The 13,236-nt window shown below is 23.8% G+C and carries 17 protein-coding genes and 2 pseudogenes; 12 read left to right on the top strand and 7 right to left on the bottom strand.

All coding sequences use genetic code 4. The annotated features are described in order from the left end of the window. Positions 1-4 precede the first annotated feature (4 nt). Positions 5-487: a hypothetical protein gene (locus tag AACL02_RS10170; protein WP_339041358.1), complete on the bottom strand. Its 483-nt coding sequence runs from the start codon at positions 485-487 to the stop codon at positions 5-7. 102 nt (positions 488-589) lie between these two features. Here AACL02_RS10170 and AACL02_RS10175 point away from each other — a divergent pair, with 102 nt between their 5' ends. The 6 genes and pseudogenes from AACL02_RS10175 to AACL02_RS10200 all read left to right on the top strand — a co-directional run bounded on the left by AACL02_RS10175 (position 590) and on the right by AACL02_RS10200 (position 4,533). Continuing rightward, entirely contained in the window at positions 590-823 is a 234-nt protein-coding gene (locus AACL02_RS10175) for a hypothetical protein (RefSeq protein WP_339041360.1), read from the top strand. A gap of 43 nt (positions 824-866) precedes the next feature. Next, entirely contained in the window at positions 867-1,136 is a 270-nt protein-coding gene (locus tag AACL02_RS10180) for a hypothetical protein (RefSeq protein ID WP_339041362.1), read from the top strand. Between the two features lie 137 nt (positions 1,137-1,273). After that, positions 1,274-2,428, top strand: a pseudogene (locus AACL02_RS10185) (IS256 family transposase); the annotation flags it as partial. A gap of 66 nt (positions 2,429-2,494) precedes the next feature. Then, positions 2,495-3,615 (top strand): IS3 family transposase gene (locus tag AACL02_RS10190; protein WP_339040217.1). Its coding sequence is split into 2 segments (ribosomal slippage): positions 2,495-2,738 and positions 2,738-3,615, totalling 1,122 coding nucleotides; the frame shifts between segments, so codons are not numbered across the junction. 159 nt (positions 3,616-3,774) lie between these two features. Then, positions 3,775-4,092, top strand: a pseudogene (locus AACL02_RS10195) (transposase); the annotation flags it as partial. 30 nt (positions 4,093-4,122) lie between these two features. Next, positions 4,123-4,533, top strand: a complete 411-nt coding sequence (locus AACL02_RS10200) for an IS1595 family transposase (protein ID WP_339043718.1) — start codon at positions 4,123-4,125, stop codon at positions 4,531-4,533. A 40-nt stretch (positions 4,534-4,573) separates the two neighbouring features. Here the strand turns inward: AACL02_RS10200 and AACL02_RS10205 are convergent, their stop codons facing one another. Together AACL02_RS10205 and AACL02_RS10210 are read right to left on the bottom strand one after the other, a co-directional pair. Then, on the bottom strand, positions 4,574-4,849 hold the full coding sequence (locus tag AACL02_RS10205; RefSeq protein ID WP_339041364.1) for a hypothetical protein: 276 nt from the start codon (positions 4,847-4,849) through the stop codon (positions 4,574-4,576). A gap of 238 nt (positions 4,850-5,087) precedes the next feature. After that, positions 5,088-6,208 (bottom strand): IS3 family transposase gene (locus AACL02_RS10210; protein WP_339040217.1). Its coding sequence is split into 2 segments (ribosomal slippage): positions 5,088-5,965 and positions 5,965-6,208, totalling 1,122 coding nucleotides; the frame shifts between segments, so codons are not numbered across the junction. A 461-nt stretch (positions 6,209-6,669) separates the two neighbouring features. On the opposite strand from AACL02_RS10210, the gene AACL02_RS10215 reads away from it, so the two are divergent. Continuing rightward, a complete protein-coding gene (locus tag AACL02_RS10215) occupies positions 6,670-7,251 on the top strand; it encodes a hypothetical protein (RefSeq protein WP_339041366.1) in 582 nt (193 codons plus the stop codon). On the opposite strand, the gene AACL02_RS10220 is transcribed toward AACL02_RS10215, so the two are convergent. Further along, positions 7,248-7,583, bottom strand: a complete 336-nt coding sequence (locus AACL02_RS10220) for a hypothetical protein (protein WP_339041368.1) — start codon at positions 7,581-7,583, stop codon at positions 7,248-7,250. The genes AACL02_RS10215 and AACL02_RS10220 overlap by 4 nt on opposite strands. A gap of 407 nt (positions 7,584-7,990) precedes the next feature. On the opposite strand from AACL02_RS10220, the gene AACL02_RS10225 reads away from it, so the two are divergent. After that, positions 7,991-8,206, top strand: a complete 216-nt coding sequence (locus tag AACL02_RS10225; RefSeq protein ID WP_339041370.1) for a hypothetical protein — start codon at positions 7,991-7,993, stop codon at positions 8,204-8,206. 155 nt (positions 8,207-8,361) lie between these two features. Here AACL02_RS10225 and AACL02_RS10230 read toward each other — a convergent pair whose 3' ends face one another. Beyond that, entirely contained in the window at positions 8,362-8,496 is a 135-nt protein-coding gene (locus AACL02_RS10230; RefSeq protein WP_339041372.1) for a hypothetical protein, read from the bottom strand. On the opposite strand from AACL02_RS10230, the gene AACL02_RS10235 reads away from it, so the two are divergent. Continuing rightward, on the top strand, positions 8,442-9,263 hold the full coding sequence (locus tag AACL02_RS10235) for an IS1595 family transposase (protein WP_339041374.1): 822 nt from the start codon (positions 8,442-8,444) through the stop codon (positions 9,261-9,263). The two genes, AACL02_RS10230 and AACL02_RS10235, sit on opposite strands and share 55 nt — an antisense overlap. A gap of 37 nt (positions 9,264-9,300) precedes the next feature. Beyond that, positions 9,301-9,474: a hypothetical protein gene (locus tag AACL02_RS10240; RefSeq protein ID WP_339041376.1), complete on the top strand. Its 174-nt coding sequence runs from the start codon at positions 9,301-9,303 to the stop codon at positions 9,472-9,474. 1,004 nt (positions 9,475-10,478) lie between these two features. Here the strand turns inward: AACL02_RS10240 and AACL02_RS10245 are convergent. Further along, the gene (locus AACL02_RS10245; RefSeq protein ID WP_339041378.1) at positions 10,479-10,982 is read right to left on the bottom strand and encodes a hypothetical protein; all 504 of its coding nucleotides are present in this window, start codon (positions 10,980-10,982) and stop codon (positions 10,479-10,481) included. Between the two features lie 363 nt (positions 10,983-11,345). Between AACL02_RS10245 and AACL02_RS10250 the strand changes: the two genes are divergently transcribed. Next, positions 11,346-12,038 (top strand): IS1595 family transposase, encoded by a 693-nt coding sequence (locus tag AACL02_RS10250; RefSeq protein ID WP_339043719.1) that lies wholly within the window; start codon positions 11,346-11,348, stop codon positions 12,036-12,038. Positions 12,039-12,295: 257 nt separating this feature from the next. Here the strand turns inward: AACL02_RS10250 and AACL02_RS10255 are convergent, their stop codons facing one another. Then, positions 12,296-12,574 carry a hypothetical protein gene (locus tag AACL02_RS10255; RefSeq protein ID WP_339041380.1) on the bottom strand — a complete coding sequence of 93 codons (279 nt, stop codon included), beginning with the start codon at positions 12,572-12,574 and terminating at the stop codon, positions 12,296-12,298. A 368-nt stretch (positions 12,575-12,942) separates the two neighbouring features. Here AACL02_RS10255 and AACL02_RS10260 point away from each other — a divergent pair, with 368 nt between their 5' ends. Next, entirely contained in the window at positions 12,943-13,227 is a 285-nt protein-coding gene (locus AACL02_RS10260; RefSeq protein WP_339041382.1) for a transposase, read from the top strand. The last annotated feature ends 9 nt before the right edge of the window (positions 13,228-13,236 follow it).

Below are 13,236 nucleotides of genomic sequence, written 5' to 3' on the forward strand. Positions count from 1 at the left end.
ACTTTTATTTTAATTCAATTTGAAAAATTTCATTATTTTCCAATTTAATATCATCAATACCTACTGAAAAATCAATAAATTCTTTACCATTTCAATGCTCAATGTATCAAAATTTTTTATCTTCTTGAGTACCTTTTTTACCTTTTACAGCAACCAAAAATCTTCCCAATTGACTTTTTTCAACAGTAAAATCATTAGAACAAGCACTTAATAAATTACCAAGTGTATTAAAAGTAGTAATATAATTAGTTTTTTCAAGGATAGTTTCCTTGCCGTTGATAGCTGTAATTTCAATATTAGTAGTAATGCTATTTTGATTAGTAGTACCATTTAAGAATTTTGGGATATAAATAATATTTAGTATTAATGAAGTTCCTAATATTAATATAATAGAATTATATTTGCATCATTTAATAAATGTTTTATTTTTAATTATTTTTATAAAATTATTTTCTCATTTCTTACCATCAGTTTTTATTTTTGTCATTATTATCAGCCTTTGAATTATCTTTTTTATTTTATTATATTAAAAAAAATAAAAAAAGGAAATTGCTTATCTCATTTTTAATAATTATTGAGGTGAAATTAAATGAGATTATTAATTATAACATTGACAATTCTTTTTCTTGCAAGTAATGGATTAGTTGTATTAAAGTTGATTAAAAATTTTAATGAAAATGAAATAGTTAGTAAGGAAAAAAATGATACAAAAATTATTACTATTACTGTTGAAATTAAAGAACATTTACCAATTAGAGAAGATTTATGTATACGAAATAAATATTATGTTAAAATTCTTAATTCAAAAATAAGTATTAATTAAATTAATTAATACTTTGAATATTTCTAATGTTTATTTTGACATTTTGGCATTAAATCTAAATCAAAATATTAGTGAAAATTATAAATTAATATTATCACCAAGAAATAATGCTATTAAATATTATTCCCGTTATACTATTACTTTAGAGCCTTTAATTAATTTAGGTTTAAATAGTCAAGATGCCAAAAAAGTATTATTATTATTTAATAAAAAAAATTTAAATGCAAAACAATTGTTAGAGAATTTAGAAAAATTATTAATAACCACAAAAAGAAAATATATACAATTGATGCATAAATTTATTAGTTTTTAATGATGTTTACTTATCATGCTTTATTAGTTTTATTTCGTATTTCGGAAATGTTTAGTAATCTGTGTAACTTACAAAAATAACTATGTTTAATTAATTCTAGTAAATATAATTAAATGACTAGAAAGAGTGAGTTACAGATGGCTAAAAAAGATAACTTTAATAATAATCATCCAATATCAAAAGCAGTAGATTTATTACTAGAAAATACTGAAGATTTAACAACAGTTTTTAAACCTGGCGGTTTATATAAAGAATTAACAAAAAGATTAGTTGAAAAAATGTTGAATTCTGAAATGCAAAATTATTTAGGATATGAAAAAAATCAACATAGTACTACTGAAAATGCTCGTAATGGTACAAGTTCAAAAAAATTAATAACTCAACAAGGTAAAATTGAAATTGATGTACCAAGAGATCGCAATAGTAATTTTACTCCTGTAATAGTTCCTAAAAGGCAAAGAAGATTTGATGGTTTTGATCAACAAGTTCTTTCCTTGTATGCAAAAGGAATGACATTATCTGACATTAGAATGCAGTTGCAAGAGTTATATCATGGTGCTGATATTAGTGAAAGTGTTATTAGTCAAATTACTGATGATGTTATTGATGATGTTAAAGCATGACAAAATCGACCATTAGAAAGTATTTATCCTATTGTTTATTTTGATTGTATAGTAGTTAAAGTACGACAAGATAAACGGATTATTAACAAATCAGTTTATATAGCATTAGGAGTTGATTTAGAAGGCAAAAAAGATGTTTTAGGATTATGAATTAGTGAAAATGAAGGTTCTAAGTTTTGATTATCTAATTTCACAGAAATGAAAAATCGTGGCTTAAATGATATTCTTATTGCTTGTAGTGATAATTTAACAGGCATGTCAGAAGCAATACAATCAGTTTATCCTAAAACAGAACATCAATTATGCATTGTTCATCAAATTAGAAATAGTTTAAAATATGTTTCATACAAACATCGAAAAGGTCTAGTTGCAGATTTAAAACCAATTTATAGTGCATGTAGTGAAGAACAAGCAATGCAAGCTTTAGAATCGTTTGAAAGTAAATGAAATAAACAATATCCTCAAATTACTAAATCTTGATATAAAAATTGAGATAATTTAATGGTTTTTATTAGTTATCCAGTAGAAATCAAAAGAGTGATTTATACTACAAACGCTATTGAATCTGTTAATAGTCAATTACGAAAAATCATCAGAAATAAAAAAGTTTTTCCTAATGATATGGCAGTTTTCAAAATATTTTACTTGGCAATTGAAAATATAACAAAATGGATGGGTTACACTTTATTGGACACTAATTACGTAGACAAGTGAACAAAGAAAGGAACTATAATTATGGCCAATATTAACTCATATACCGATGAATTTAAAAAACAAATAGTAGCTTTATATCAAAGTGGCAAATCAGTATCTTGCCTTGCTAAAGAATATAATGTTACAAGAGCAGCTACTTACAATTGAATTAAGCAATTTACTAATTCAGGTAGTTTTAAAACTAAAGATAATCGTTCTGTTGAAGAAAATGAATTAATTAAATTAAGAAAAGAATTAAAACAATTAAGAATGGAAAATGATATTTTAAAGCAAGCAGCACTAATAATAGGCAGAAAATAGAAATTATTGTCAAAAATAAAGTTAAATATAAAATTCGCACAATGTGTCATTTTTTAAAAATCTCTAAATCAACATATTATTTTAATTTAAAGAAAAAAGAAAATAAAATCAAAAATAATATTTATGATGAAGCTGTTATTAGTGCTTTTAAAGAAAATAAAGAAGTTTATGGTACTAGAAGATTAAAAGTCATTCTAGAAAACCAAGAAATTTATTTATCAAGACGAAAAATTAAAGAAATTATGAATAAACATAATTTAATATCAAAATACACTAAATTATCATACAAAAATCATAATAACAAAGTTAACGATAGTCCAATAAACAATCTTGTTGATAGAAACTTTAATAATAGAGTTAAAAATGAAGTTATTGTTAGTGATTTAACTTATGTTCAAGTAAATGGTAAGTGAAACTATATTTGTTTATTAATTGACCTATTTAACCGCGAAATAATTGGACATAGTGTAGGTACTAAAAAAGATGCATCATTAGTATATCAAGCATTTATGCACTCAAATCGCTGTTTAAAAGATATTCAAATATTTCATAGTGATCGCGGTAATGAATTTAATAATAAAATTATTGATAAACTTTTACTAGCATTCAATATTAATCGCTCTTTAAGCAAAAAAGGTTGTCCTTATGATAACGCTGTTGCTGAAGCAACCTTTAAAACTTTCAAAACCGAATTTATTAATGATAAAAATTTTACATCATTAATCCAATTAAAATTAGAATTATTTGATTACATCAATTGATATAACAACATAAGAATTCACAGCACTTTAAACTACTTAACTCCAGTTAATTATCAAAAACAAATGTCTACCAAAAAATAGTCCTAAAAAAGGTTGCCATTCCAAAAAAATGAACATTGCCTATTCAAAATTGAAATACAGCAATTGCTCATTTTATGATAAAATTTGAAGATAGAATTAATCTAAACTAGTACTTTATAAAACAAAGATACACAGATTATTAAAAAGCCTCGAATCATTGAAAGTAAATGAAATAAACAATATCCTCAAATTACTAAATATTGATATAAAAATTGAGATAATTTAATGGTTTTTATTAGTTATCCAGTAGAAATCAAAAGAGTGATTTATACTACAAACGCTATTGAATCTGTTAATAGTCAATTACGAAAAATCATCAGAAATAAAAAAGTTTTTCCTAATGATATGGCAGTTTTCAAAATATTTTACTTGGCAATTGAAAATATAACAAAAAAATGAACATTGCCTATTCAAAATTGAAATACAGCAATTGCTCATTTTATGATAAAATTTGAAGATAGAATTAATCTAAATTAGTAACTTTGTAAAACAAAGATACACAGATTATTAAAAAGCCTCAGATCCTTGGTGAATAAAACCTTGATTGTTGGCATTTATCAAAAAACAACCAATAATTTAATTGTGAAAGTATTGAAAAACGCAAAGAGTAAAAATCTTTTGCAGTTTGCAAAAAACCACATTTCTTCAAAATGTCTTGTATATACTGATTCTTGAAAAGGATATTGCGATTTTAAATCAGTTTTCACTAAGCATGAAACAGTTAACCATCAAGATGGCTATGTTTCAAAAATTGGTGTAAATACCAACCAAATTGAATCAGTTTGAAAACATATAAGAAGAACATTTAAAACACATATCAAAGTTGCAAAACATCATGTTCATTTATATGCTAAAGAAGCTGCATATAAATTCAACAAGATACCTAGTTTTGAAACTGTAATTCTATGTTTGATTTAAAAATGTGGGGAGAAGTCCGTAGATAGGCTTTTCTCAGCATTTATGTGATAAAATTAAAATAGTACATAAAGGGAGAAAAGCCTATATTAATTATTTCTTTTTTTCAATGAATTGATTTTAAATTTTCAACATTTATCTTCTGTTGTTGACATGCAATATCTGCTAATAGTTCTAAATTTTCTTGTTTATTTAACCATTTTTTTACCTTATCAAAAGAATTTAATTTTCGTTGTTCTTTTTCAATAAAATAAATTAATTTATTAAACTTTTTATTAAGAATTTTTTTTCAAATTATATTTTTCTTTTTATCTTTCATCCAAACTATCCTTTCAAAATAAGAAACCTATTTTTAAAAAATAAAAAAATAGGTTTAAAACTATGTTAAGTTCATATATAGTATATAAATTAAAAGTTAATTTGTAAATAAAAAAGTTTCTAATTTTATTTAGAAACTAAATTTTAAGGATTTGGAATGGCAACCCTTTTTAGGACTATTTGTTTTTTAAATTCATCAGTATATGAGTTAATATTTGGAATGGCAACCTTTTTTAGGACTATTTTTTGGTAGACATTTGTTTTTGATAATTAACTGGAGTTAAGTAGTTTAAAGTGCTGTGAATTCTTATGTTGTTATATCAATTGATGTAATCAAATAATTCTAATTTTAATTGGATTAATGATGTAAAATTTTTATCATTAATAAATTCGGTTTTGAAAGTTTTAAAGGTTGCTTCAGCAACAGCGTTATCATAAGGACAACCTTTTTTGCTTAAAGAGCGATTAATATTGAATGCTAGTAAAAGTTTATCAATAATTTTATTATTAAATTCATTACCGCGATCACTATGAAATATTTGAATATCTTTTAAACAGCGATTTGAGTGCATAAATGCTTGATATACTAATGATGCATCTTTTTTAGTACCTACACTATGTCCAATTATTTCGCGGTTAAATAGGTCAATTAATAAACAAATATAGTTTCACTTACCATTTACTTGAACATAAGTTAAATCACTAACAATAACTTCATTTTTAACTCTATTATTAAAGTTTCTATCAACAAGATTGTTTATTGGACTATCGTTAACTTTGTTATTATGATTTTTGTATGATAATTTAGTGTATTTTGATATTAAATTATGTTTATTCATAATTTCTTTAATTTTTCGTCTTGATAAATAAATTTCTTGGTTTTCTAGAATGACTTTTAATCTTCTAGTACCATAAACTTCTTTATTTTCTTTAAAAGCACTAATAACAGCTTCATCATAAATATTATTTTTGATTTTATTTTCTTTTTTCTTTAAATTAAAATAATATGTTGATTTAGAGATTTTTAAAAAATGACACATTGTGCGAATTTTATATTTAACTTTATTTTTGACAATAATTTCTATTTTCTGCCTATTATTAGTGCTGCTTGCTTTAAAATATCATTTTCCATTCTTAATTGTTTTAATTCTTTTCTTAATTTAATTAATTCATTTTCTTCAACAGAACGATTATCTTTAGTTTTAAAACTACCTGAATTAGTAAATTGCTTAATTCAATTGTAAGTAGCTGCTCTTGTAACATTATATTCTTTAGCAAGGCAAGATACTGATTTGCCACTTTGATATAAAGCTACTATTTGTTTTTTAAATTCATCGGTATATGAGTTAATATTGGCCATAATTATAGTTCCTTTCTTTGTTCACTTGTCTACGTAATTAGTGTCCAATAAAGTGTAACCCATCCAATTGACCATAATTATAATTCCTTTCTTTTAACTAATTTGTTCAATTGTCTATGTAATTAGTGTCCAATAAAGTGTAACCCATCCAGTCATGATTATTGAATTTGAAAGAACTAGAAAAATTAAACAACGAATGAGAATAAAATTTGACGGATTGCGACATTACTGTAAAAACGGATACGATTTTTTATTTCTAGTTCCAAATGAAACCATGAAAAAATTCGTTGATGAGCAAATCAAAATTTATAATTGAAAACTAGGAACTTTCAAAACCCAAATATTCAATTTTGGTTAAAACTTTAACTAATTGTAAAATACACAAAATTTGATAACATGTAGTTGTTATTCAATATATAAGTTTTAATCCATTACTTTATTTTAAAAGTAAATGGGTTTTATTGTTAAAAGGAGATATTAACATAACTGACAAAACAAAATCACAAACATATAATTTTCTATCAGAAAATAAATCCATAGAAGATATTAAAAAACAACCAACAACAACTGCAAAAGTAAAAAGAAGACATGGTGGAAAAACATTTAAATTGATTCAAAATAATAATACTAATAAATCAATCAATGATGATTTATCAGAAAATGAAATATTTTATGATGATCTAGACAATATTGACACAGAAAAAATATCAACGTCTCAAATATTAACTAAGGAAATAGGAACACAAACCGAAACTATTGAAGAAAAAAGTAATATTAATTTAAAAAAATATTCATATAATGCCATAACATTTTATGATGAAAAACAAATCAAAAATACAGCTATTAATAAAATGTATGAAGAAATTTTACTAATTAATAATGAAATTTATTTTATAACAACTTTTGTACATATTGATAATTCTATTACTGAAAAAGTATTATATTTTGATTATTATGAAAATAATGATGATTTACAAATTATTAATCAAATAAAAAAATATCAAAATGTAAATGAATACAAAAATGATTTTTCATTAATTTAAAGAATTCCAAACAATAAAAATAATTGTCAATACGTACCAATTAAAGATTTTTTAAAATATCAACAAAATTCTAAATTAAAGCCAAATAAAAGTGAAAAGAGAGTATGATGAACTATTACAATAATTTCTTTATCTCTTATTATTTTAACTCCTATCCTTACTTTTGCTATTCCTGCACTTATACCTGCAACAGCAACAGCATTATTACTTGAGACAAAAATTATAATTGCTGTCACTTCCAGTGGACTTGGTACAATATTTAAAGGATTTACATCAATATTTTCAACTGCAACAAAAAAAGTAGAATCTTGATGATATAATAAAATATGCAAAAATGATGAAAAAAAAGATAAAGAAAAAAAGAACGTCAATCAATAATTAAGAATTTAACAAACGATAAACTAGAAACTAAATTACAAACACAATATGAAATTTTAAAACAAGAATTAGACAATAGAAAAGATAAAACTATAAATTAACTCTTAAATAATAGTTCAAATATTGAACCAGTAAATGTCAATAATTTTGATTCATCTATACGAAATACAGTAAACCAACAAGAAGCACATCCTAAAACAAGTACAATATATCATTCAAATTCCATGTTATAGTTTATTTTATTTCAAATCACTATTCTTTATTATTTTTTACACATTTTTTGTTTTAAAAATATATACTTTTTGTGTGAATATTTTAAAGGTAAAAAAAATATTCAAAAATAATAAAGGAGAATATAAATATGTGAAGATCATGTAATGAATGAAGTCAAGACAGAAAAGATGCTCATAATAAAAAAGCCGATGAAGTAAACAAAGCTTGAGGAGAAAGTAAAGAGAAAGAAAAACGAGAAAGAGTTGCTAATGCTCTTGGATTTGAAAAAGATAAATCAAAAGTAAACAGTGAAGCTTCAACAAGTAAAAGTCAAATTTCTAGTAGTAAATCACAAAAAATGTAAATATTTTAAATACTTCAAAAATGCACAATTGTGCAGTTTGCTTAACAATTTTATTTGTATAATTTTAATGAAAATATTTAAATTAAATAAGTGTTAAAATTTAAAATAAAATTGTTATAATTAAATTGTTCTTATTTTTGTATAGAACAAAATAATTATAACAAATGAATATAAAATTTAAATAAACATAAATTCAAAAACGGACTTCTCCCCACATGTACTTGTGGAGGGAATAATGAAACTGAATGAATTCAAAAATGCTTTTCAAACTGAACAGCAATGTCTTGCATATATAGCAAATTTGAAAGAAAACAAATGTATTAGGTGTTTTAGTTTTAATTTGAATACTTCTGATTTAAAAAGAATGAGATGTTTAAAATGTAATCAAACATTTAGCATTCTCACAGGCACCATATTTTCAAGGTCACAAACATCTTTAACATCTTGGTTTTATCTTATCTTTAGATGAATAAACACCAAACATGGAATTCCATCAACATATATTGCAAAAGAATTGGGAGTGACTTTGAAAACTGCTTGAAGAATGACTCATAAAATCAGAACACGTATTGCAAAACAAAAACCTCAATTTATTGTTGAAGGTACAGTGCAAATTGATGAAATGTATCTTTCACATATGGGTTTTAAAAAACAAGGAAGATCCTTGGTGAATAAAACCTTGATTGTTGGCATTTATCAAAAAACAACCAATAATTTAATTGTGAAAGTATTGAAAAACGCAAAGAGTAAAAATCTTTTGCAGTTTGCAAAAAACCACATTTCTTCAAAATGTCTTGTATATACTGATTCTTGAAAAGGATATTGCGATTTTAAATCAGTTTTCACTAAGCATGAAACAGTTAACCATCAAGATGGCTATGTTTCAAAAATTGGTGTAAATACCAACCAAATTGAATCAGTTTGAAAACATATAAGAAGAACATTTAAAACACATATCAAAGTTGCAAAACATCATGTTCATTTATATGCTAAAGAAGCTGCATATAAATTCAACAAGATACCTAGTTTTGAAACTGTAATTATATGTTTGATTTAAAAATGTGGGGAGAAGTCCGATAAAAAATTCAGAATATATGAAATTATATAATAAAAATTATAATTTAAATTATAATTTTGAATTTCTTGAAGAAGAAAAAATATTAAATATATTAGAAGAATTAGAAAAAAAATTAGAAAAAAAGAAAATACAAAATACAAAATTGCAAAAAAATATCAAAAAGCAACTGAAAAAAGAAATGAAAAGTTAATGCAACAATGTGAAAATATAATGACTGAAAAAAAGAAAAAAATCAAAACATTAAATTTGATTAAAGAAGAACATTTAGAAAAGATTAAAAATTTAGAATTAAAAAGATGTTAATTACTAAAAAATAGTGATAAAAATGAAATTTTTTTATCAAAAGAAGATAGAGAAATACGAAATCTAGAAAATAAAATATGAAAGAAAGTATTAGATGATTATTTTCAAGATAAAAACCATAGAATTCTTAAATTAAATCAATATGAAAATTGATTTGGTGAATTTAAAATTAAATCACTAAAAATACAAATAGAAAACACTATTTTCGAAAAACGTTTAAAAACATTGTCAGACATAGTTAAAACATTATATCTTGATGTATCTAGAGACAAATCTTTTTTATAAAGTGAAAATATAAAAATAGATGATTTTGAAGAAATAAGTCTAAATTCTTTTGATGATGAAGGTATTGGAGAATGAATAAATTCGATAGATATACAAAATCAACCTTCAATAAGTGGATATAAACCAAGTTCATCACAAATGTAAAAATAAGAGATTGCTGTTGCAATCTCTTATATCTTTAAAATTAATTTTAAGGAACCAAATTTGCTCATATACAAACTATTTAAAAATTTATATGGTTTAAGTATTAAAAAAATAAACAGCCCTAAATTAGGGCTGTTTAGAATGAATTTAAGATAGTTATTTTTGTATTTCACTTTCATATCTTTTTTTATCTTCTAGTGCTAAATTTTGATATTTAGATTTCTCTTCGCTTGTCATTTCTTTTCAATGATTACCAATAAGTTTGGCAACTTCTGCAACTTTAGATTTAAGTTCTGGTTTTTGTTGAATAATCTCTGATCTTTTTTATTTACTAAAAATCATATAAGCATTCATTGGTCTTTTAACTTTATTTGACATATAAATATCCTCCTAAGTTTTCTTAATATAATTTTACATGATTTATAAAATATTTTTTCACATATTGGTTTTTAGTAAAGAAAACTATCCACGATTACAAGTTTTTGATTTAGAATTTTTCAATAAATCAATCTCATTTTTAAGTTGTTGAATTTCTTGTTGTAAATCTTTATTTCAATTAGTTAGTTCATTCATTTGTTTTCTTATTTTTAATACTTGGCTTTGATTAATAATACTATTTTTAAGTTCTAAATATTCTTTTAATTTTAATGTTATAGAATTTGCTTTATAAGGGTTACTTTCAATAATTTTCATTAATTTACTTGATTTATTCAAATAAATAGGTTTTCTAGTATTATAGTCAAATCAAAACCCTAATACTTGATTTTTTATAATATTTATTAAGTAAATTGGACTTATATAAGAAATTTTGTTATTTATGGTTAGTGTTCCTAAATCATGATCACTAGGTTGAGTTGATAATAACTGTATAACTATATAATTAGGATGGGAACTTAATACAATTCCTGGCCTTTTACTTTGTATTCCATTATGTTCATCTCCTGGAATACAAACAAGAATTCCCATTCCTTTTTTATATTATTTGTAATTATTCGATTGCATAATATAATTCCAATCTATGTAATTGTTTATTCCTTAGTTAGTGATATTATTGCATTCCTAATACTTATATGCTATAATTTAATTGTGATTACGATAGTAATATTGTGCAAGGGAGTATATCTCTCGTAACTGCCTAATTATTTCTGATTAGGTAATTTTTTTACGGACTTCTCCCCACATGTACTTGTGGAGGGAATAATGAAACTGAATGAATTCAACAATGCTTTTCAAACTGAACAGCAATGTCTTGCATATATAGCAAATTTGAAAGAAAACAAATGTATTAGGTGTTTTAGTTTTAATTTGAATACTTCTGATTTAAAAAGAATGAGATGTTTAAAATGTAATCAAACATTTAGCATTCTCACAGGCACCATATTTTCAAGGTCACAAACATCTTTAACATCTTGGTTTTATCTTATCTTTAGATGAATAAACACCAAACATGGAATTCCATCAACAGATATTGCAAAAGAATTGGGAGTGACTTTGAAAAATGCTTTAAGAATGACTCATAAAATCAGAACACGTATTGCAAAACAAAAACCTCAATTTATTGTTGAAGGTACAGTGCAAATTGATGAAATGTATCTTTCACATATGGGTTTTAAAAAACAAGGAAGATCCTTGGTGAATAAAACCTTGATTGTTGGCATTTATCAAAAAACAACCAATAATTTAATTGTGAAAGTATTGAAAAACGCAAAGAGTAAAAATCTTTTGCAGTTTGCAAAAAACCACATTTCTTCAAAATGTCTTGTATATACTGATTCTTGAAAAGGATATTGCGATTTTAAATCAGTTTTCACTAAGCATGAAACAGTTAACCATCAAGATGGCTATGTTTCAAAAATTGGTGTAAATACCAACCAAATTGAATCAGTTTGAAAACATATAAGAAGAACATTTAAAACACATATCAAAGTTGCAAAACATCATGTTCATTTATATGCTAAAGAAGCTGCATATAAATTCAACAAGATACCTAGTTTTGAAACTGTAATTATATGTTTGATTTAAAAATGTGGGGAGAAGTCCGTAGATAGGCTTTTCTCAGCATTTATGTGATAAAACTAAAATAGTACATAAAGGGAGAAAAGCCTTTTTTTATATAATTTTTGCAATAAGTTCTTCATAAGCTTGTTTTTGACGTCAATAATAAGGATTTGTTCAAATACTACTTTAGTCACAATTTCAATTTCTCAACTCAAGAAATTTTTAAATTATAAAGTTATTAATTCATTTTTCTCAAATTCTTCAACTAATAATTCAATAACTTATGCAAAACTACGATTAGTATTTTTTGCTAATTTTTTGATTTTTTTTACATAATCTGATTTTATATAAATGGTTTTATATTCTTTTTTGATTTTTTGTTTCTTTTGAAATTTAACAGCAAAATCATTGATATCTCTTTGAACTTCGATATTATTTTTAATTGATTTTTCAACTTTATTTTTAGATTTAACATCCACATTTTTAATTATATCTATGCTGGGGTTGGTACATTCTGCATCATAATTAAAAAGTAAATTAGAATTATTTGCATTTTTCATTAAATTATCTCCTTATCTTTTAAAAAAGCGTTGATTTAGAGAGTTTTAAAAAATGACACATTGTGCGAATTTTATATTTAGATTTATTTTTGACAATAATTTCTATTTTCTGCCTATTATTAGTGCTGCTTGCTTTAAAATATCATTTTCCATTCGTAACTGTTTTAATTCTTTATTTGCTTGAATTAATTGTTTTTCTAAATCTGAAAGATTATTTTTAGTTTTAAAACTATCTGAATTAGTAAATTGCTTAAGGCTTTTCTCCCTTTATGTACTATTTTAATTTTATCACATAAATGCTGTGGATGGGTTACACTTTATTGGACACTAATTACGTAGACAAGTGAACAAAGAAAGGAACTATAATTATGGCCAATATTAACTCATATACCGATGAATTTAAAAAACAAATAGTAGCTTTATATCAAAGTGGCAAATCAGTATCTTGCCTTGCTAAAGAATATAATGTTACAAGAGCAGCTACTTACAATTGAATTAAGCAATTTACTAATTCAGGTAGTTTTAAAACTAAAGATAATCGTTCTGTTGAAGAAAATGAATTAATTAAATTAAGAAAAGAATTAAAACAATTAAGAATGGAAAATGATATTTTAAAGCAAGCAGCACTAAGGACGTATGAGTTTAACCCATAGAATTCAATA

The organism is Spiroplasma endosymbiont of Apeira syringaria (genome assembly GCF_964020205.1).
GTDB classification, from domain to species: Bacteria; Bacillota_I; Bacilli_A; order Mycoplasmatales; family VBWQ01; genus Spiroplasma_E; species Spiroplasma_E ixodetis_A.